Raw genomic sequence first — 19839 nt, forward strand, 5'->3', positions numbered from 1 at the left:
ATTAGACATCATTTTTGAATGCATGAATAATTTAAGTCCACAAGCTGAAACTGAGGCATTAACACAGTGTTATCACTGTGGAAATGATTGTCCAGATGAGCAGTATCATTTTGATGAAAAAGAATTCTGTTGTATTGGCTGTCAGAGTGTTTATCAGATCCTTTCAGAAAATCAGCTCTGTAATTACTACGCTTATAACAATACCCCAGGTAAAACGCAAAGTGATAAATTATCCCATTATGATTACCTGGATGAACCAAAGATTGCCGGTGCTTTAGTCGACTACACCGATGACACAATCAGTATCATCACGCTGTACATTCCGGCTATTCATTGCAGTTCCTGTTTATGGCTGCTCGAGCATCTTTACAAAATAAACAGTTCCATTGTCAGTTCCCGTATCGACTTTCTGAAAAAGCAGGTCAGTATTACATTTAAGCATCATGAATTCTCATTAAGGGAATTGGTGATCATGCTAAGCTCAATAGGATACGAACCTGTAATTAGTTTACAGGATGTGGTGAAGGAACAAAACAAGGTCTCTGACAGAGATCTGATCAAAAAAATTGCAGTTGCAGGTTTTTGCTTTGGGAATGTGATGCTTTTGAGCTTTCCGGAATATTTCGGGCTTGCGAGTTTTGAGCATCAGTTTAAGTCCTTTTTCGGATGGCTAAACCTCGTATTTGCAATCCCGGTGGTGTTTTACAGTGGCCGTGATTATTTCGTCTCGGCATGGAAAAATCTGAGGAATAAAGTATTAAATCTTGATTTCCCACTTGCTCTAGGTATCGCGATCATGTTTATACGATCGGTATTTGAAATTGTAATTGGTACTGGTGCCGGATTCGTGGATACTTTATGCGGACTTGTATTCTTCCTGCTGATTGGCCGTTGGGTACAACAGCGCACCTATCATCATCTATCTTTTGAGCGCGATTACAGGTCGTATTTCCCGGTTGCGGTAACTCTTCTAACTGGGGATACCGAAAAACCCATTCCTATGGATGAACTTAAGATCGGCGACAGGATCCTGATTAGGAATAATGAGGTGATTCCCGCCGACACCATATTGATGAAGGGCGATGCTTTAATAGATTTCAGTTTCGTTACCGGAGAATCTTCGCCTGTACAGAAGGTATTAGGTGAGGTAGTTTATGCCGGCGGACGTCAGATTAATGAAGCCATCGAACTGGAGGTGATCAAACCCGTTTCTCAGAGCTATCTGACAAGCCTTTGGAATAATGAGGCTTTTGAAGGGAAGAGAAAAAAGATAGATACCTTCAGTGATACAGTAAGCCGCTATTTTAGTGTTGTACTGCTGCTCATTGCGTTCGGCGCAGCAGCATTCTGGTGGATTAACGGGGAGAATATAAAAGCATGGGAATCATTTACTGCAGTACTGATCATTGCTTGTCCCTGTGCCCTGGCTCTGAGTTCTCCTTTTACATTATCGGCAGTGCTTAGCATTTTTGACAGGAATAAATTCTATCTCAAAAATACAGCGGTAGTTGAACAACTGGCACGTATTAACACGCTTGTTTTTGACAAAACAGGAACTATCACGGCTCCGGAGGGTTTCAAAATCAGTTTTGAAGGAGATTTGAATTATGAAGAAAAGTGCCTGATCAGCTCCCTTGCCCGTAACTCTGGACATCCACTAAGCAGGGAAATGGTAAAATGGATTAAGATAAACGAATATTTCCCGGTTAGTTTTTATAAAGAAATCCCTGGTAAAGGAATTGAAGGAATAGTCAAAAATAAGCTGATTAGAATCGGCAGCGCTTCATTTTTAAATATAAATTCTGTTAGAACTGATACCGGGACCGTCTATATTCAGATAGACGATCATTACGCCGGGTATTTCAGTTTCAGACAAAGATGGCGTCCGGGATTAAAAGAACTCTTTGGTAAATTGAGTAAATCACTTGGTATGCATCTATTATCAGGAGATCAGGATACTGAACGTGAATTCCTGCTTCCGGCATTCCCATGGGAAAATCAGATGCATTTTAAACAGAGTCCGCAGAATAAACTTGATTACATAAAAGCACTTCAGCTGGACAATAAAAAAGTAATGATGCTGGGCGATGGTTTGAATGATGCTGGTGCTCTGAAGCAAAGTGATCTGGGTATTGCAGTTACTGATAATATCAACAACTTCTCCCCTGGCTGTGATGCGATACTTGATGGAGCTGGTTTTGAAAAACTTCCAAGGTTTATTCAACAAGCAAAAGATGCCGTAAAAGTTATTCATATCAGTTTCGGCATATCATTAACCTATAATGTAATCGGCTTATTTTTTGCGGTTCAGGGTTTATTATCACCCCTTTTTGCGGCAATATTAATGCCTTTAAGCACAGTAACTATTATTTCATTCACAAGTATCGCAACCCATTTGTTTGCGCGAAAAAATAAATTGATATGAACATCCTCTATTTCCTTATCGGTTGCAGCGTATTACTTGCATTGATCTTTTTGATTGCATTTTTCTGGGCTATGAAAAATGGTCAGAATGATGATACCTATACCCCCGGAGTTAGAATATTATTTGATGACGATATCCCAAATGAAAATAAGTGATAAGGATCATTTTTTTGAATAAGTTATGTCACATGATTGTCACCTGAGCTCTTTAATTTTACACTATAAATAAAAACGTACTTATGCTTGAAAAATTCAACTATGACAACAAAATTGTAAGGAATTTCGCAATAGCCACCGTTGTATTCGGTATTGTTGGAATGACTGTCGGATTACTGATTGCACTGCAATTATTTAGTCCGGACATGAACCTTGGCAATCAGTACACTACTTTTGGCCGTATCCGCCCATTACACACCAATGCAGTAATCTTTGCATTTGTTGGAAACGGGATTTTCATGGGAGTTTATTATTCCATGCAGCGACTCCTTAAGACTAGGATGTTCAGTGATACACTGAGTAATATCCACTTCTGGGGATGGCAACTAATTATTGTGGCTGCAGCCGTTACTCTGCCGCTGGGCCTAACCACATCGCATGAATATGCCGAGCTCGAATGGCCGATTGATATTGCCATAACCCTAATTTGGGTTGTTTTCGGTATTAACATGTTTGGTACAATTATCAAACGTCGTGAACGGCACATGTATGTGGCTATATGGTTTTATATCGCCACGTTCGTAACCGTTGCTGTACTTCACATTGTGAATTCATTTCAGTTACCAATCTCAGCTTTCAAAAGTTATTATTTGTATGCCGGTGTACAGGATGCCCTGGTACAATGGTGGTACGGACATAATGCTGTAGCGTTTTTCCTCACAACACCATATCTGGGAATGATGTATTATTTCCTCCCAAAAATGGCTCAGCGCCCGGTTTATTCTTATAAATTAAGTATACTTCACTTCTGGTCATTAATTTTCATTTATATCTGGGCCGGTCCGCATCACCTGCTGTATTCTTCCCTTCCGGGATGGGCACAATCTCTTGGTGTTGCTTTCTCAATCATGCTGATTGCACCTAGCTGGGGTGGTATGATCAACGGTTTATTAACCCTGAGAGGTGCATGGGATAAGGTTCGTGAAGATACCAATCTGAAATTCATGGTTGTAGGTATTACCTCCTATGGTATGGCTACATTTGAAGGTCCAATGCTTTCACTTAAGCAGGTAAACGCGATCGCACACTTTACCGACTGGATTGTAGCACACGTACACGTAGGTGCTTTAGGATGGAACGGATTCTTAACCTTTGCCATTCTGTACTGGCTGATTCCAAGAATTTACAAGACCGAGATATTCTCCAAAAAACTGGTTGCATTCCACTTCTGGATAGGTACGCTAGGTATCCTCTTCTATGCAATACCTATGTATCTGTCAGGATTTTTACAAGGATTGATGTGGAAAGAGTTTACACCTGAAGGTTTGTTAAAATACCCTAACTTCCTGGAAACTACATTGCAGCTCCTGCCAATGCATATGTTCAGAGCAATCGGAGGAGGACTATACCTTACCGGTGTTATAGTAATGTGCTATAACCTGATCAAAACAGCCGCCAGCGGGCAATTAATAGCTGATGAGCCGGCCGAAGCAATGGCATTGGAAACAGCTTTCACTCCTGGAAGTGGTGAGAAAACCTGGCACCGTTCACTCGAACGCAAACCAATGTATTTCCTGGTACTATCGCTGATTGTGATTCTGATTGGGGGTATGGTTGAGATGATGCCAACCTTTATGATCCAGTCCAACATACCTACTATTGCAAGTGTCAAACCATATAGTCCACTTGAATTACAGGGCAGGGATATTTATATCCGCGAAGGTTGTGTAAGCTGTCACTCACAAATGGTGAGGCCATTCCGTTCAGAAACTGAGCGATATGGCGAATACAGTAAAGCCGGCGAATTTGTATATGATCATCCGTTCTTATGGGGTTCTAAGCGTACCGGGCCTGATTTGCACAGAGAGGGAGGTAAATATTCTAATGCATGGCAATTCAACCACCTGCTGGACCCGACAACAATGTCGCCAGGAAGTATCATGCCTCCATATCCATGGCTGATTGATCAGACTCTTGATACATCGACTACAGTTGCTAAGATTAACGCCATGCGCACTCTTGGAGTTCCTTATGAGGAGGGTTATGAGCTAAAAGCAAACGCAGACCTCAAGGCTCAGGCAGATGCAATTGCTGCTAACCTGGCAATAGACAATATCAAGGTTCAAAGCGATAAGGAGATCATAGCGATCATTGCTTATCTACAGAGGCTTGGTACTGATATCAAAGCAGGCGGTACAGGTTCAAACCAATAGGTAAAATAATAAAACTAAATACAAAAGATATGTTCAAACAATTTATAGATAAATCATTGGGCGCAGATGTCTATCTGATCACCTCGCTCGGAATATTTTTAGTGTTTTTTCTTGTGGTCACTGTAATGCTTTTCACAATGAATAAAAAACACGTCAGTTATATGAGTGAGCTCCCTTTAAATGAAGATAAAGCATAGAATTATGAAACGTTTGATTTACACAATCGCAATCCTGTTAACTTCCTGTCCATTATGGGCTGCCGAAACACCTGCCAGTGAAGGTTCAGGGAATACTTTTTCAGAAGTAGTTGTGATACTATTTCTGATCGCACTTCTTTTCCTGATTGTTTCTCTGGTACTGCTCAAAACTGTAAAGGTTATGGCAAATGAGATAAAGAATCCGGCATTGTTGCCGGTTGAAGAACCTGCACGAATGCTGGAGTATTCAGAATGGGAAGCCTCAGAAAAGACCAGCCAGAGTATCTGGGCAAAGCTAATGGGTCTGAGACCAATTTCTGAGGAAAAGGATATCATGATGGATCATGAATTCGATGGTATTGTTGAACTCGACAATCCAACACCCGCCTGGTTTATGGGTTTATTCTATGCCACCATCATTTTTGCGGTAGTTTATCTCCTTAATTATCATGTTTTTGAATGGAGCCCGCTTCAGGATGAAGAATATGCCATTGAGATGAAGGCAGCTGAGGTTGCCAAGGCGGCAGTACTGGCAAAATCAGGTGAAGCCATTGATGAAAATAGTGTGAAAGCAAGTACGGATGCTGGAATAATTGCAGCCGGCAAAGCAGTATACACACAGAATTGTATTGCCTGCCACGGAGCACTGGGTGAAGGAACTGTGGGCCCAAATCTGACAGATGATTCCTGGATTCATGGTGGAACGGTGAATGCGATTTTCAAGACCATTAAATACGGTGTGCCTGAAAAAGGGATGATATCATGGGAAAAAACGCTGACACCGAAACAAACCTCGGATGTATCCAATTTTATCCTGAGCCTTCAGGGTACAAATCCACCTAACCCAAAAGCTCCACAGGGTGTAAAATTATAAACGAAGCATTTATATTCAGCAAAAACCCGGATTCTATTAGGAATCCGGGTTTTCTATTTTTGGTATTCCAATCATTCTGATTGTTTTGCAGAGAGTTTAAGATTCAGAAATTATATTATCTGCCTCGGGATTCCATCCTCATCGTAATCAAAAACTCCGTTGATTATCACCTCTTCATCGCAAACAGGGCATTCAGCGACAAAATTCTCAATTTTCAGATCTTTTGTATTGGAAATATGGGCTCCTACAATCTCGATTGTTCCACCGTGCTCCGGACATATAAGTTTCATTGTTAAAATTCTTAAGTTAAAATTTTCAATTTTTTAGGTTAAGCTTATTGGAAACCAAATACAGCAGGAAGCAATTGCTTCCTGCTGTATTCATTAGTCAATACCTGATACCTTTTCTATTTTATATGTTTTCATTCCTTCGGGCATTTCCCAGCTAACATCATCTCCTACCCCATAACCAAGCAGAGCAAGACCGATTGCTGAAAGAATTGAAACCTTATTGTTTTTTATTTTAGCTTCTGAAGGTGCAACAAGGCCAAAACTCAGTAACTCTAAAGTTTCGGTATCCCTGACCTGGACACTGGTATTTATACTTACAACATTCTCAGGAATACTTTTTGCAGGAATTATATTTGCGTATTTCAATTCATATTCCAGCTTTGATCTGTTATACTCTGACAATTTATTATTTGACTTTAGGTGATCTTTTATAAGTCCGAAAACACCTTTTGAAAGACTTATTTTTGTAGTTTCCATTAAATTCTATTAAAAATTATTCATTAAATCGCTTTGAAATATCCGACCTCAGATCAGGATTAATTGCAAAAAACAATATTGAGTCTGAAAAAAAACATCAGGACTAAATCTTCGATGAGTAAACTCAAACGTGAAAAACCTGAATGAAATTAAGAATAGGCCGGATGGCCCCGATCCGTACAGACCGGGGCTTAGGAAATGAAGTCTTTACTACTTATCTGGAAGGAATAACCTGTTGGGAAATTATCTCTATTATGAAGAATGCACGACAAATATAAAACCTGTATGCGGTTTGCAACACGTAGCATTTTAACACTGTATATCTTTGTAGATTCATCCATAATAAAACCCAAAGGTTCTGATGATTTCAAATATAGCATTAAAAAGATGGCTAAAAGATTTAGTGGCAGATAATCCTGGGTATAACAAAAACCTTTACAGGAAAATGATATTCAAGTCTATTTCCCCTAAAAGTATCAATGCATACCGGCTTTGATTGCTCGGTCAGACAATTTATAAAGCCCTGTTCCTGCAATAACAATCCTGTCAATATCCAAACGCTCATCATGCTTTATTTCAACCCATCCATAATGGAAGTTCTGAGCTTTTTTGATTCTTACACCAAGGTATAATTTACGGCTGCCATTAAACATTCCTATTCTTTGCATATCCGACTGATATACATACTTCTCCAAAAGAATGCCATTGCTTCCCGACCAACGCTTTGAATCGGTAGCAGGTATGATATCATATATTTCGGCATTGGATGAAAATGCATAAGCATCCAGAAGCCCAGTGGAAACAAGTTGCACACTCCCATTCAATGGTTCAGCAAAATAAAAATAAGTGGTCATTAGATTTTCAGGAAGAACAGTCAGCCTGAATGCAAGATCATTTGTTCCATCTTTATCCAGATCAAGGAGGAGTTTTGTGCCCGGCTGACTCAAAACGAGGGGCTCAGTAAATTCATTGAAAATAACATTGCTCTCAACAATTGGTTCAGGTTCAATATGCTTTGCCTTTTTACAGGAACCTGAAAAAATACTATAACCAGCTAATAAAATTAAAAGGAACTTTCTATCAATAAAAATCATGGCGATAAGAATTCAATATATTTAACCAACCTGCATGCACCATAGCACCCGGAATACCGGCAGGTTTATTTAATAAGACGAGATTTTTAAGAAAAGTGTTACAAGGAGGGCGAATTTTTAAACCCTGACGACAATATCTAAACAAAACGGAAATTCCGAAACATTACCTACTTTATCATCATCATTTCTGCAAGACGATCATCTCTTTCATAAATATCCTTACGGAAATTGATCCTCCCATCCCTGTCGACAAAGGCTGTGAAATATACTATGAATACGGGTACTCCCTCATTAAGAGTGACTGTCCGCTCTGTTCCCGCATTCATAGCAGCATTAATCTTTTCATCATCCCAGTAGGGATCATTTTTAAGAAGGAACTGAGCAAGTTTAAAAGGTTCCTGAATTCGCATACAGCCATGACTAAAAGCTCTGCTGCTTTCATTAAACAATGACTTCGCGGGTGTATCGTGTAAATACATATTATAACTGTTCGGGAAGAGGAATTTCACAAGCCCCAGAGAATTGTCAGGTCCCGGCTTCTGCCTGATCTCCGGGATTCCATCCCTGTAACCTGTAATCTCCATATTATGCTTTTCAAGATAATTACGATCGCGACGCATATCTTTTAGTACTTCATTTATCACAATACTTTTGGGAACATTCCAATACGGACTGAAAACAACATATTTAAGTTTCCCACTGAAAACCGCTGTTTTATGAATCGGTTTACCCACTACAATATTGCAGCTCCATAACAATTTATCACCACTGTTCACATGTAATTTAAATTCAGGAATATTTACGACCAGATAATCACTGTTAAGGCTGACAGGCACCCAGCGGCTTCGCTCCATGTTGACCATCAATTGTTTAATCCTTTGTTTAAATGGTACATTCATCTCTGCTATCGTGGTCTTTCCAACAACCCCATCATCCTTTAGTCCATGCCTTTGCTGAAAGCTCTTCACCGCCTTTTCGAGTTCTGAATCATAGATCCGGCCACCATCATTAATTTTAAGATCGCCAAGATCATTAAGTCTTTGCTTAATCTGAACAACAACAACAGAACTATCTCCAGGTCTTAATGACTTATTTACAGCCTTAATTTCGAACCATTTCCCAGTCTCATCCAGTTCACTGTACTTTTGAAGAAATTTTCTCAAAAGTCCATACTGCCTGTTTACCGGCCGTTTAAGTTCCTTTATTTGTTCAGGAGCAGTCTCAAGAATGCTGTCAAGAAATTCTTCATATGAAACTCTTTTTCTTGGAAGATTCCAATCCACTTTACTGGAAACACTTTGATCCATTCCATCCCAAACAATATCTGCAAAAGCAAAATATTGGGCTGTAAGCATAAGCTCGAGGTTCAAAACAGTTTCATCAGAAACCTTCTCCAAACTGCTTTCATAGATCAGGGAATCAAGCACTTGTGCATAAGGAAGTTCCTTATTTACACCATCGTACTGAAGGTTTCTCATCCGGTCAGTGAAGCTTGAAGCATGTTCGATCAGGCCTTCCTTATCGAACCATGCAAAGGCCATATTTCTATGACTGTAAAAAGTACTGACGTTCTTTTCATACTTTTTCAACTTAGGGTATTTCTTTAAAAAAACAGCTATCTCAAGGCTATCAAATTTGGAATTTGTTTGCGAACTAAAACTACCTGGAATACTTTTGCTCCATTCATTCAGGTCCCTGTTCCTCAATGAGTCTATAGAATTTTTTTCTGCATTCTTCCTGTCCTGACCACATCCCTGAAAAGGGAGAAGTGAAATCATTATATATAAAAACAGATAGGTCGGGATATTAAAATTCATTATTTCTGATATATATATATATGTAATCTATTCGAATCGAAGTCCTTAGTAGGCAAATAACAACTTATCTGCCGGATACTGAAGATAACATCAGGGGTTTGACCCCGATAACAAAGTTAACAGTTACATCATCACTTGTATTTAAGGTTCCCATCAACGTCTTTTTAGGCACTACCTGGTAGGTGCTGAGTTTCAATTTATGAGTTCCTGAGAAAGTAATCGTACCATCTTTTATGACTGTGGCAATAAGATCCATTTTGATTGACTGAGTCACTCCTGCAATAGTTAGGTTTCCAGTGGCTTTAACCAGATATTGATCCTTGTCATCCCATGGTTGGATTTCGGATTTGACATATTTGAAATAAATTTTATCAAATGGATAGGATTTCAGGGTTCTGTGAGCAATCCTGTCCATATAGGTATTCGGGCTGCTTAATTTTTGTACAGGAACAGTGAAATTTAAATTATCAATTGCTTTTAACTGTCTGTTATGAAGTGTAATCAGGGCTTTGCATACCACGCTATCCGTTTTCATTTTCCAGTTATAATTATTGGTATAACCACTTACCTCAATCTCACCTGAGTGATAAACAAAGGTTTGTTGCTGGCCGAAAACAAACGCGCTTGAAAACAGGAACAAAAAGCTAAAAAATAGCTGTCTGAACCCATATTTGTTTAAATTAATGATTGCCTTCATTTCTTATTTTTTAAAAAAATCTGTTAAATACAGATAATAAAATATTGTAGAGAAAACGCTTAGAACCTAAACCTTGATTCAAATAACCATCCAAAAGGCCGGATTTTTTCCTCAGGTTTCAGTCCATAACGTTTAATACTGTTTTCCTTTATTAATTCTACGGCTTCTTCAATGGAATCGGTCACCAAATAAAGTTCCATATCCGAAGCAGAGATGGTTCCCATCTCCTTCATCATCTGATTGTGCTCAATTAATTTCTGGTGAAATTCCTTACAAAAGATAATCACCGGAAAATTCCTGATCTTCTTTGTTTGAATAAGGGTAATTGCCTCAAAATACTCGTCGAGTGTACCAAAGCCACCCGGCATCACCACAAAGGCAAAGGAATATTTTATAAGCATCACTTTCCGAACAAAGAAATGCTTAATCTCAACCCATTTATCACAATAAGGATTAACACCCTGTTCCATAGGAAGCTGAATATTACAACCTACTGAACGTCCGCCTACATCTTTAGCTCCACGGTTTGCAGCTTCCATTATACCCGGACCACCTCCTGTCATAATTGTAAATCCCAGTTTGGCAAACTCCGCTGAAGCTTTTCTGGTTAGCTTATAAAACTCATGATCTTCTTTAAACCTTGCAGATCCAAAGACTGTTATACAGGGTCCTATAAAATGCAGCGCCCTGAACCCTTTAATAAACTGAAAGAAAATATCAAATGTGAACAACAGTTCTTTTCTACGGGATTGCGGGCCACCAAGGAATTTAATTTCGGATTTTGTCATGCTAAACTTAATATGTCTTTAATTTTTTGAAGTTTTCAGGTTTTGCCTGAAGCAAAAACAAATCCTGACTGGAACTATCCTTAGCCCATTCCAAACTCATCGGACTATTATAATAGTTCTCAAGAATTATACCCCAATTTGCAATAGTAAGAATTTCCTCATCATTAAGTATAAATTTACTCCGTAGTTCAGAGCTTGTTTCCTTTTCGATCAGACTAGTGGTATCTCCACTATCTTTATAAACCATCATATGACTCTTTGTTCCAAGCTTCTTCTGAATGATAGAATTAACACCCATACTAAGGTTTGGCTTGTAAACAATAAACTCATCCTGATTAAGCAACTGCTCAGCATTTTTAAATCCAATTCCCCAAATTCCTGAAACATGTATAACATCCACAAAACCACTCTGGGGATCTGATGTATAAGCATACCCTGAACAAGCCTGATCTGCACGGATCATTTTTTGCACGCCAACAGAGATTACTCGGTCCTTTCGATCAGGGTCGTCAATCAGGGCCTGATCAGAATACAATGAGGCAAAACATTTCTTTACTGAACTGAACAACTGTTTTTCTCCTTTTACATTTAGAAAAGTGTCGTATTTATCTTTTGTCCTGATCGATAATGAATTATCCTCAACAGGGCTGCTTCTTATCGCCAGCCCATCATCAGAATCTTGCAGTAGCTCCCGATATGCGAGCAGTATTCTATCATAGAGATCGCCGGGGATCCTGGCACCCATAATCAAATCCCTTGCCTGCTTTCCAATCTCTGAAATACTAATAGGATTAGATTTGTCTATCCCTGAAATTAACTGATCATGAACTCCGTCGAGCTTATTATAAGCTATAAAATGGCGGTAGGCTGAAGCAGTAATAGCGAAACCATCAGATACCCTTATATTTCCAAGTGCTTTCTGAGTAAATATTTCGCCCAAAAAAGCATTTTTTGATCCAACCTCCTCATTATCAGCAATTGTAATCGTTTTAAGTCTCAGAATATAATCCTTCATAATCTTTAATTATTTTATTCAATATTCAGGCTTCCTTTAGTGAATCTACCTAAATTTATAAAACAGGAATCTCACTACACGAAAATGCATGCTTTGCTGCTTTATATTAATGATAGCTATTATCAATTATAATGATCTAAGTCATACTCTGATAACAATAATATTTAAACTTTTACACAGTAATTAAAAAGACATTTGCATCATCAAAAATCCTGTTCTGTAACGTTTGCTGTACGTTTCAGATTAACACTAATTAATTAAAATGGCTGAACCACAAAATTTCAGAGATCACATTCCAACAATTACCGATACCGGTAATAAGAGGAAATGGATGTATCCCCAGATTGTAAAAGGGACACTATACAAGTATCGGGACATTGTAAGTTATATGCTTCTGGCACTTCTGTTCAGTTCACCCTTTATAAAGATCAATGGCGAGCAGATGATTCTTTTAAATGTAATAGAACGGAAATTTGTCTTTTTCGGAATCATTTTCTGGCCCCAGGATTTCTATCTGTTCGTTCTGGCTTTGTTAACCTTTATGGTTTTCATAGTGATGTTTACAGCCATCTTTGGGCGGGTATGGTGCGGCTGGGCATGTCCTCAAACCATTTTTATGGAAATGGTATTCCGGAAAATTGAGAACTGGATTGAAGGGGACTGGATACATCAGCAAAAACTGAATCAGGCACCACTGAGTTTTGAAAAAGTTGCTAAAAAAGCTGCCAAGCACTCTATCTTTATTTTCATTTCTTTTCTGATTTCGAATATTTTTCTGGCCTATATTATTGGCTCTGATGAACTGATAAAGATCATGTCAGAACCATTAGGGCAGCATATAAGCGGATTTATCTCCATTCTGATTTTTACTATGGTCTTTTATGTTGTCTTTTCATATTTAAGAGAATTAGTTTGTACTGTGATCTGCCCTTATGGACGACTACAGGGGGTGTTACTTGACAATCAAAGTATAATTGTAGCTTATGATTATGAGAGAGGCGAGCCAAGAGGTAAAATACTTAAAAACTCAGAACAGGAGCATTTAGGTGATTGCATAGATTGTAAGGTTTGTGTACATGTTTGTCCAACAGGAATAGATATCCGTAATGGTACCCAGCTTGAATGTATCAACTGTACGGCCTGTATTGATGCATGTGACATGGTGATGGAAAAGATAAATCGTCCTAAAAGACTTATAGGTTTTATGTCAGAGGATCAGATTAAAACCAAATCTCCGTTTAAGCTTAGCCGGAAAGTGTATGCTTATTCTGTAGTATTACTTATTTTATTTTCTGTTTTGAGTTTCATGCTCATTAGCAGAAGCGATATCGAAACAACTGTTCTGCGTGCCGGAGGAACACTTTATCAATTAAGGGATAATGGGACAGTGAGTAATTTATATAATGCCGAACTGGTTAACAAGACCACAAAAATGGTTAAATTTGAAATGAGACCTATCGATCCTGATACAAAAATTCAGTATATCAGAAAAGAGGATGAAATCAAAATGGGAAGCAGTATAAAAGTTACCTTTTTTGTATTAAGGCCACAAAAAAGTGTCAGTAAATACAAATCAGAGATCGGGATAGAAATTTGGTCTGAAGGAAAACTGATCGATAGGATTAAAACAAATTTCATAGCACCACCAAGCGAATAGGATGAACTGGGGAACAAAACTTGTAATAGGAATGGCATTATTTATGTCCTTTATTATCACGCTGGCAGTTTTAATGATCAGAAGTGATTCAGACGACCTTGTGGATACTAATTACTATGAAAAGGGTATTGAATACGATAAGGATTATGCGCGTAAAACTCAGCTTATTGAAGACAAGGCTGAGCCTGAGATTAGTGTAAATGACCAGCTGACGATCATTTTCAAAAGCCCGGCTATAGGAAGTATCCGCTTTTTACATCCATCCGATAAAACAAAAGACAGTACAATGAACATTAATTCAGGCGCAGGCAATCAGGTAGGAATTCCACTTGATAGCTTCAGAAAAGGACATTGGAAAGTTTCGCTTGAATGGAAAAGCAATGGAAAATCTTACATGTACGACAAGAGCATTATAATCAATTGACATTCAGACGATTTTAGTATGAATTTAGAGAGTTGGGCTTAAATGAATTATAACGAACTTGCATTTTTCACCGGACTATTCGGCAGCATCCATTGTATAGGGATGTGCGGACCATTGGCCTTTGCAGTTCCAAGCATTCATGAGCAGCGCTGGCTGATAATCTTCGATAAGCTGATTTATAATCTGGGGCGAACTATAACTTACACCTTGCTGGGTGTACTCATCGGGCTTGCCGGACGGCAGCTCTGGTTAGCCGGAATGCAACAAACAATCAGCATATTAACCGGTGTTTTCATCATTCTTGCAGCAACATCCAGAATTCTCAAACTGTCCTTAGGCAATGGAGTTTGGTTCTCAGGCTTTGTACAATCATTCAACAAATTACTTGGGTATGCCCTGAAGCATAAATCGGGACACCTGATGGTTGGAATACTGAACGGTTTTTTACCATGCGGATTTGTTTACCTGGCTATGGCAGGCGCACTTAATACCGGCAGTGTTATAGCTTCTGCTCAATACATGTTCTGGTTTGGTATCGGCACTCTACCCCTTATGATGCTTGCTATGATCAGTACGGGATTTGCAGGCCCGTTATTCCGCCGCCGGATCAATAAGGCAATTCCATTTTTCATGCTTATATTAGGTTTTTGGTTCGTGTTGAGGGGATTTAACCTGGATATTCCATATCTGAGTCCACCAAAAATGGACACGGGGGTTGAGGTTTGTTCAGTTGCGGGCTTGACCCGCAATGACAAGAATCAAATCTGCAGTGTAAGTAAAATTCCGTCATTTCTGACTTAACCCCAATGTCCTTAAGTTAAGGATTACAATCTTGACTTTCGTCAGGATCTCCTCCATTATTAAAAAATGCATTGTCAACTGATAACTATCGGTTCTGGCGAAGGCCAGAACCTCCTGCCACTTAGCTTAATGACATTGGCCTTGACCCGGAATCAGCCCGCCATACTAAACAACTGCGTTTCGGGTTGGCTGGCCCAGAGGTGAGCATCAAAGGCCATACAGATATTTCTAAGGAATCGTTTTCCGAGTGGTGTTACAATTAAACCATGATCAGTGATAATTAGCAATCCATCCTCCTGAAGTGTTTTAGCGCGTTCCAGTCCGGAAACCATAGCATCAGTCAAAGGTTCGTTTATATCCCAATTTGTTTTCCCTTTACACATCAGATTTAAGATATGCTTCCGGATAATCAGATCTTCTTCTGTTAAATGATGTCCTTTGAAAACGGGCAAATTTCCATTGTTCACCAATTTAAGATAATCTTCTACCTTTTTAACGTTTTGTGCGAAGGCAAACCAGCTGTCACTTATTGATGAAACCCCAAGACCTACCATCAATTGTGTGTATTGGTGGGTATAGCCCATAAAATTCCGATGAAGTTCTCCTGAATGTTCAGCCTTGAACAAACTGTCGGTAATGAGTGCGAAATGATCCATGCCTATTTCTTCATAACCCATTGAAGTAAACATCTGACGACCTAATTCATATAAGCGTTGCTTATCATCTACTGATGGAAGATCTGCCTCTGTAAAACTCCTTTGTCCGGGTTTAATCCATGGTACATGGGCATAGCTATAAAATGCAATACGGTCTGGCATCAGTTTCTCAACCTGAAAGATCGTATCACCCAAACCTTCATAAGTTTGGAGCGGCAATCCATAGATCAGATCAAAATTGATTGAAGTATACCCAATCTCTCTTGCCAGATCAGTTACAGCTTTTACCTGTTCAAAGCTTTGCATGCGATTGATTATTTTCTGCACCTTTGGATCAAAATCCTGTATTCCAAGGCTCAGGCGGCGAAAGCCCAAATCATATAAAGTTCTTAGATGGTCTTCTCCGGTATTATTGGGATGAGCTTCAAAACTAAATTCCGCATCAGGATGTAAATCGGCATCCGCAGTCAGACCATTTATGAGAAGCTTCAGGTTTTCAGCGGCAAAAAAAGTTGGTGTACCTCCACCCAGGTGAATTTCCCTGATTTTAGGTTTATCTGCAAATACCTCTCTGTACAATGCCCATTCTTTCAAAACTGCCTTAATATAAGGATCTTCCACCTGATGATTGCGGGTAATCCGGGTATTGCAGCCGCAATAAGTACAGAGACTTTCGCAGAAAGGTAAATGCACATACAAACTTATTCCATTTCCGGAATTACTTTGATCGAACGAAAATTTAACAGACTCCTTCCATTGACTGATATCAGGAACATCGGTATTCCAATAAGGGACAGTTGGATAACTGGTGTATCTCGGAGCTGCCACGTGGTATTTATTAATCAGATTCTGGGTATTCATAATTGGTAGTTTGAGTCTAGTATTTCAGCGTTTTGAGCAGCCATCCGCACATACACATGCCTTGCCAGAACATTTGCCGGCCTGCCAGTTATCCAGGTTCTTAATGATCAGATTTGCAATCTCCTGAAGTGCTTCTTTAGTCAAAAATGCCTGATGAGGTGAAATTATCACATTCGGAAATGATAACAATTCCTCCAGGATCGGATCTTTGACACGATCTGCACGGTGATCAGAGTAGAACATATCCTTCTCAAATTCATATCCATCCAGGCCGAGCCAGCCGATCTTACCGGTCTTTAATGCCTTAATCAGATCTTCCGATTTAATTAATCCGCCTCTGCTGGTATTAATCAGCATCACTCCATTCTTCATTTTAGAAATACTCTGCATATTAATGATATGTTTTGTTTCGGGAGTTAAAGGAATATGAAGAGATATAATATCTGACTCTTCCAAAAGCTGCTCAAAACTAACTTCCTCAATACCATCCGGATTTGGAACCGGACTACTATCATGGCCAAGGATTTTACAGCCCAGGCTTCTAAAAACCGTGGCAGTTGCTTTTCCTATCGCTCCAAGGCCAACAATTCCTACAGTTTTCCCTTTAAAATTGAAACCTATATGCTGATCAATCCTGAAATCAAATTCACGGCCACTGTTCACTGTGGAGATGATCTTTCGGCCTAAAGAAAGAGCAAGCATCAGAGTGTATTCTGATACTGCCGCAGGGGAATAAGACGGCACATTCGCCAGTTTGATATTTCTTTTACCTGCAGCTACCCTGTCAATATGATCGGTGGACACCGAACGGGTGGTGATATATTTAACGCCCAGATCTGCCAGTTTTTCGATTACCTCCTCTGAAAGATCATCCTGGGTTGATACCACAACAGCCTCTTTTCCTTGTGCATATACCGCAGTTTCAAGGCTTAGGGAATTAGAAATAAGTGTAATATCGTGTTGTTTTTGATTTGCACGGGCTACAAATTCCTTCTCAAATTCTCTGACACTATAGGCAACAACTTTCATTAATAAAACATTTATTCCAAAAGTACTTTTAGGAATAAGGTTTCGTAATGAGAGATGTCATAAAGAAAAATGATCTTTATCAGTTTTTCATTTTATGGAGCTTGGAAAAATCGATGATATCAATCACACTACCTTTCTTTTCGATGATTCCTTCATCTTTAAAATCGCTCAGGGTTCTGCTAACTGTTTCTGTAGCCATGCCTGCCATTGATGCAAGGTCTTCTCTTGAGATGCGGATCTGGGCTTCAGAATTTTCGGAAGTGTTTTGCTGCTTTGCTAGTCGGATCAGGATCTCGGCCATTCGTTTCCGTACTGAGTGATAGGCGAGCTGAAGTAATTGTTCCTCCTTCTCAATCAGATTACTGGAGAGCACCTTTATAAATTTCTGACCAATATCTGTATAGGTATCAAGAAGCTGCTTTACTGTATCCTTAGGAAGAAGGCATATTGTAGTATCATCTACAGCTTCAGTAGTTTCATTATAATGATCTCCGGAAAGCATGGCCTGAATTCCCAGATATTCATCCGGTCCATACATTCCTGTAACCAACTCTCTCCCGTCTTCACTTAATTTAACCGCCTTCACCCTACCGCTAAGTATTAAATAAATGCCTGTAATAGCATCACTTTCGTAATAAATGATCTGCTTTTTTCTGACCTGCTTAACCTTACGGTCGGCGATAATTTTTTTCAATTCATCAAGACCCTGACCCTGATTCTGGTTTGTCAGTAGCTGGAGACTTTCAAACGATTTGCTGTAAAAAGCTTCTATTTTTTCCTTTTTCTGAAAGCGCGACTCAATGGTATTCAGTAATTCCATGTCATCAAAAGGCTTTGTCAGATAATCATCAGCACCCATGTCCATACCTTTCCTCATATCAGCCCTTTCAGCTTTTGCTGTGAGAAAAATGAAGGGGATATTAGAGGTTTCCCTATTTTTTGACAAGAGATATAAAACACCATAACCATCCAGTTCAGGCATCATTATATCACAGAGTATCATATCCGGAATATGCTGCTGCGCCAGCTCAACTCCTATTTTACCATTATCTGCTTGCAAAACTTCATAACCGGCAAGTTCCAGAATTTCAACAGAACTATCCCTGATATCCTCGTTATCTTCGATTATTAGAATTTTCTTCTTCATAGAATTTTACTGTGGGAAATTTAGGGTAAAAATTGTTTTCTGCTTAGGCAGACTTGTAAAACTAACCTTTCCACCCATCAAATTAACATAACGCATGATAATATTAAGCCCAAGACCTGTACCCGGAATATTTCCGGTATTGTTGGCCCTGAAAAACGGTTCAAATAAATGTTTGTGATCTGCTTCAGGTATGCCAATTCCATTATCTCTGACTGTAACAATACATTCCTTTTCCGAAAGTTCAGTATTGAATTCAATGAAAGTATTCTCACCCGAATATTTGATGGCATTAGAAATTAAATTGATGATACAGTTCCGAAGCAAATTCTGATCCAGCAACACTGTGCTATGCAGCCCGGTATGCTGATAAATGATATTCTGATCCTTTTTAGCCATCATTTGCATCTCTTCAGTAATCTCTTCAGAAAGTTTTACAATATCAAACTTCGAAAAAGCTGTTTCAACTTTTCCTGCCTCCAGGCGTTCGAGAGACAGAAAATCATCCAGAATTGTTGTTAAATTACCGACTGAATTTTTAATCTTACTTACATGCTTTGAAATATTGGCTCCATCATCCTGAAGTTTATACTTTTCAATCAATGATGCAGATAATTGTATGGAACTAAGTGGTGTTCGGAATTCATGGGAAGCCATAGAGACAAAGCGACTTTTCAATTGATTGAGTTCCTTTTCCTTTTCGAGAGATTTACTTACCGTTTCTTTGGCCACCTGGAGTTCTGTTACAGACTTCTGAAGTGAATTTGTACGATCTTCAACTAATTTTTCGAGTTGTGAGGCATAATGCAATATCTGAGCCTCAGCTTCTTTTTCTCTGCTCAGGTCATGAATAAACCCGGTATAAATAGTCCTTCCTGAATACTTTACCTCACTTACTGCCAAACGGAAAGGAAATAAAGTACCATCCTTCTTCAAGCCATTTACATCACGCCCCATACCTATGATATGAGGGGTACCTGTCCGCTGATACCGTGCAATATATTCATCATGCTGACTTCTATCAGGCTGAGGCATCAGCATAGAAACATTCCTACCAGTAACCTCTTCAATTGTATAGCCAAATAAGGCACAGGCCGAAGGATTTATTGACTCAATTAATCCGCGCTGATCGATTGTAATGATTCCGTCAATCGCATTTTCAATGATAGCATGTAATAATGCGCCTTTATCAGTCATATAGCAAAAATAGTCTTTTGAATATAAA

The 19839-nt window shown here is 39.1% G+C and carries 20 protein-coding genes; 9 read left to right on the forward strand and 11 right to left on the reverse strand.

Going from position 1 to position 19839, the window contains the following annotated elements; genetic code table 11:
- Window positions 1-22 precede the first annotated feature (22 nt).
- The 5 genes from VGE44_RS03200 (at window position 23) to VGE44_RS03220 (ending at window position 5864) form a co-directional block, all read left to right on the forward strand.
- Window positions 23-2425 (forward strand): heavy metal translocating P-type ATPase, encoded by a 2403-nt coding sequence (locus VGE44_RS03200; protein ID WP_331076314.1) that lies wholly within the window; start codon window positions 23-25, stop codon window positions 2423-2425.
- Window positions 2422-2580, forward strand: coding sequence for a cbb3-type cytochrome oxidase assembly protein CcoS (ccoS, locus tag VGE44_RS03205; RefSeq protein ID WP_331076315.1), 159 nt, complete (start codon window positions 2422-2424; stop codon window positions 2578-2580). Before VGE44_RS03200 ends, ccoS begins: the two co-directional genes overlap by 4 nt.
- An 83-nt stretch (window positions 2581-2663) precedes the next feature.
- Window positions 2664-4793, forward strand: coding sequence for a cytochrome-c oxidase, cbb3-type subunit I (ccoN, locus tag VGE44_RS03210; protein WP_331076316.1), 2130 nt, complete (start codon window positions 2664-2666; stop codon window positions 4791-4793).
- A gap of 29 nt (window positions 4794-4822) precedes the next feature.
- Window positions 4823-4990, forward strand: a complete 168-nt coding sequence (locus tag VGE44_RS03215; RefSeq protein ID WP_331076317.1) for a hypothetical protein — start codon at window positions 4823-4825, stop codon at window positions 4988-4990.
- A gap of 4 nt (window positions 4991-4994) precedes the next feature.
- Window positions 4995-5864, forward strand: a complete 870-nt coding sequence (locus VGE44_RS03220; protein WP_331076318.1) for a cbb3-type cytochrome c oxidase N-terminal domain-containing protein — start codon at window positions 4995-4997, stop codon at window positions 5862-5864.
- Between the two features lie 110 nt (window positions 5865-5974).
- Here VGE44_RS03220 and VGE44_RS03225 read toward each other — a convergent pair whose 3' ends face one another.
- Window positions 5975-6154, reverse strand: coding sequence for a hypothetical protein (locus VGE44_RS03225; RefSeq protein ID WP_331076319.1), 180 nt, complete (start codon window positions 6152-6154; stop codon window positions 5975-5977).
- A 93-nt stretch (window positions 6155-6247) separates the two neighbouring features.
- Window positions 6248-6631: a GreA/GreB family elongation factor gene (locus tag VGE44_RS03230; protein WP_331076320.1), complete on the reverse strand. Its 384-nt coding sequence runs from the start codon at window positions 6629-6631 to the stop codon at window positions 6248-6250.
- A gap of 143 nt (window positions 6632-6774) precedes the next feature.
- On the opposite strand from VGE44_RS03230, the gene VGE44_RS03235 reads away from it, so the two are divergent.
- The gene (locus VGE44_RS03235; RefSeq protein WP_331076321.1) at window positions 6775-6909 is read left to right on the forward strand and encodes a hypothetical protein; all 135 of its coding nucleotides are present in this window, start codon (window positions 6775-6777) and stop codon (window positions 6907-6909) included.
- Window positions 6910-7107: 198 nt separating this feature from the next.
- Here VGE44_RS03235 and VGE44_RS03240 read toward each other — a convergent pair whose 3' ends face one another.
- The 5 genes from VGE44_RS03240 to VGE44_RS03260 all read right to left on the reverse strand — a co-directional run bounded on the left by VGE44_RS03240 (window position 7108) and on the right by VGE44_RS03260 (window position 12042).
- A complete protein-coding gene (locus VGE44_RS03240; protein ID WP_331076322.1) occupies window positions 7108-7725 on the reverse strand; it encodes a hypothetical protein in 618 nt (205 codons plus the stop codon).
- A 167-nt stretch (window positions 7726-7892) separates the two neighbouring features.
- The gene (locus VGE44_RS03245; RefSeq protein WP_331076323.1) at window positions 7893-9503 is read right to left on the reverse strand and encodes a L,D-transpeptidase family protein; all 1611 of its coding nucleotides are present in this window, start codon (window positions 9501-9503) and stop codon (window positions 7893-7895) included.
- Between the two features lie 103 nt (window positions 9504-9606).
- Entirely contained in the window at window positions 9607-10239 is a 633-nt protein-coding gene (locus VGE44_RS03250) for a YceI family protein (RefSeq protein ID WP_331076324.1), read from the reverse strand.
- Window positions 10240-10298: 59 nt separating this feature from the next.
- Window positions 10299-11027, reverse strand: a complete 729-nt coding sequence (locus tag VGE44_RS03255; RefSeq protein WP_331076325.1) for a TIGR00730 family Rossman fold protein — start codon at window positions 11025-11027, stop codon at window positions 10299-10301.
- Between the two features lie 7 nt (window positions 11028-11034).
- Window positions 11035-12042, reverse strand: a complete 1008-nt coding sequence (locus VGE44_RS03260; protein ID WP_331076326.1) for a PEP/pyruvate-binding domain-containing protein — start codon at window positions 12040-12042, stop codon at window positions 11035-11037.
- A 262-nt stretch (window positions 12043-12304) separates the two neighbouring features.
- Here VGE44_RS03260 and ccoG point away from each other — a divergent pair, with 262 nt between their 5' ends.
- From ccoG to VGE44_RS03275, 3 genes are read left to right on the forward strand one after another with little or no spacing between them, the layout of a single operon-like run.
- Window positions 12305-13699: a cytochrome c oxidase accessory protein CcoG gene (gene ccoG, locus VGE44_RS03265; RefSeq protein WP_331076327.1), complete on the forward strand. Its 1395-nt coding sequence runs from the start codon at window positions 12305-12307 to the stop codon at window positions 13697-13699.
- Window position 13700: 1 nt separating this feature from the next.
- Window positions 13701-14123: a FixH family protein gene (locus VGE44_RS03270; RefSeq protein WP_331076328.1), complete on the forward strand. Its 423-nt coding sequence runs from the start codon at window positions 13701-13703 to the stop codon at window positions 14121-14123.
- Between the two features lie 42 nt (window positions 14124-14165).
- On the forward strand, window positions 14166-14924 hold the full coding sequence (locus VGE44_RS03275; protein ID WP_331076329.1) for a sulfite exporter TauE/SafE family protein: 759 nt from the start codon (window positions 14166-14168) through the stop codon (window positions 14922-14924).
- 152 nt (window positions 14925-15076) lie between these two features.
- Here the strand turns inward: VGE44_RS03275 and hemN are convergent, their stop codons facing one another.
- The 4 genes from hemN to VGE44_RS03295 all read right to left on the reverse strand — a co-directional run bounded on the left by hemN (window position 15077) and on the right by VGE44_RS03295 (window position 19811).
- A complete protein-coding gene (gene hemN / locus VGE44_RS03280; protein ID WP_331076330.1) occupies window positions 15077-16441 on the reverse strand; it encodes an oxygen-independent coproporphyrinogen III oxidase in 1365 nt (454 codons plus the stop codon).
- Window positions 16442-16465: 24 nt separating this feature from the next.
- Window positions 16466-17470, reverse strand: a complete 1005-nt coding sequence (locus VGE44_RS03285; protein WP_331076331.1) for a 2-hydroxyacid dehydrogenase — start codon at window positions 17468-17470, stop codon at window positions 16466-16468.
- 79 nt (window positions 17471-17549) lie between these two features.
- Entirely contained in the window at window positions 17550-18617 is a 1068-nt protein-coding gene (locus VGE44_RS03290; RefSeq protein ID WP_331076332.1) for a response regulator, read from the reverse strand.
- A 6-nt stretch (window positions 18618-18623) separates the two neighbouring features.
- Complete coding sequence (locus VGE44_RS03295) at window positions 18624-19811, reverse strand: PAS domain-containing sensor histidine kinase (RefSeq protein ID WP_331076333.1); 1188 nt, start codon at window positions 19809-19811, stop codon at window positions 18624-18626.
- Between the last annotated feature and the right edge of the window lie 28 nt (window positions 19812-19839).

The organism is Daejeonella sp. (assembly GCF_036405355.1).
GTDB lineage: Bacteria > Bacteroidota > Bacteroidia > Sphingobacteriales > Sphingobacteriaceae > Daejeonella.

Coding starts and splice junctions, on each gene's coding strand:
- VGE44_RS03285 (WP_331076331.1), bottom strand. CDS start 17,470: ATGAAAGTTGTTGCCTATAGTGTCAGAGAATTTGAGAAGGAATTTGTA.
- VGE44_RS03270 (WP_331076328.1), top strand. CDS start 13,701: ATGAACTGGGGAACAAAACTTGTAATAGGAATGGCATTATTTATGTCC.
- VGE44_RS03255 (WP_331076325.1), bottom strand. CDS start 11,027: ATGACAAAATCCGAAATTAAATTCCTTGGTGGCCCGCAATCCCGTAGA.
- VGE44_RS03295 (WP_331076333.1), bottom strand. CDS start 19,811: ATGACTGATAAAGGCGCATTATTACATGCTATCATTGAAAATGCGATT.
- VGE44_RS03250 (WP_331076324.1), bottom strand. CDS start 10,239: ATGAAGGCAATCATTAATTTAAACAAATATGGGTTCAGACAGCTATTT.
- VGE44_RS03215 (WP_331076317.1), top strand. CDS start 4,823: ATGTTCAAACAATTTATAGATAAATCATTGGGCGCAGATGTCTATCTG.
- ccoG (WP_331076327.1), top strand. CDS start 12,305: ATGGCTGAACCACAAAATTTCAGAGATCACATTCCAACAATTACCGAT.
- VGE44_RS03220 (WP_331076318.1), top strand. CDS start 4,995: ATGAAACGTTTGATTTACACAATCGCAATCCTGTTAACTTCCTGTCCA.
- VGE44_RS03275 (WP_331076329.1), top strand. CDS start 14,166: ATGAATTATAACGAACTTGCATTTTTCACCGGACTATTCGGCAGCATC.
- VGE44_RS03200 (WP_331076314.1), top strand. CDS start 23: ATGAATAATTTAAGTCCACAAGCTGAAACTGAGGCATTAACACAGTGT.
- VGE44_RS03290 (WP_331076332.1), bottom strand. CDS start 18,617: ATGAAGAAGAAAATTCTAATAATCGAAGATAACGAGGATATCAGGGAT.
- VGE44_RS03235 (WP_331076321.1), top strand. CDS start 6,775: ATGAAATTAAGAATAGGCCGGATGGCCCCGATCCGTACAGACCGGGGC.
- VGE44_RS03230 (WP_331076320.1), bottom strand. CDS start 6,631: ATGGAAACTACAAAAATAAGTCTTTCAAAAGGTGTTTTCGGACTTATA.
- VGE44_RS03245 (WP_331076323.1), bottom strand. CDS start 9,503: ATGATTTCACTTCTCCCTTTTCAGGGATGTGGTCAGGACAGGAAGAAT.
- hemN (WP_331076330.1), bottom strand. CDS start 16,441: ATGAATACCCAGAATCTGATTAATAAATACCACGTGGCAGCTCCGAGA.
- ccoS (WP_331076315.1), top strand. CDS start 2,422: ATGAACATCCTCTATTTCCTTATCGGTTGCAGCGTATTACTTGCATTG.
- VGE44_RS03225 (WP_331076319.1), bottom strand. CDS start 6,154: ATGAAACTTATATGTCCGGAGCACGGTGGAACAATCGAGATTGTAGGA.
- ccoN (WP_331076316.1), top strand. CDS start 2,664: ATGCTTGAAAAATTCAACTATGACAACAAAATTGTAAGGAATTTCGCA.
- VGE44_RS03260 (WP_331076326.1), bottom strand. CDS start 12,042: ATGAAGGATTATATTCTGAGACTTAAAACGATTACAATTGCTGATAAT.
- VGE44_RS03240 (WP_331076322.1), bottom strand. CDS start 7,725: ATGATTTTTATTGATAGAAAGTTCCTTTTAATTTTATTAGCTGGTTAT.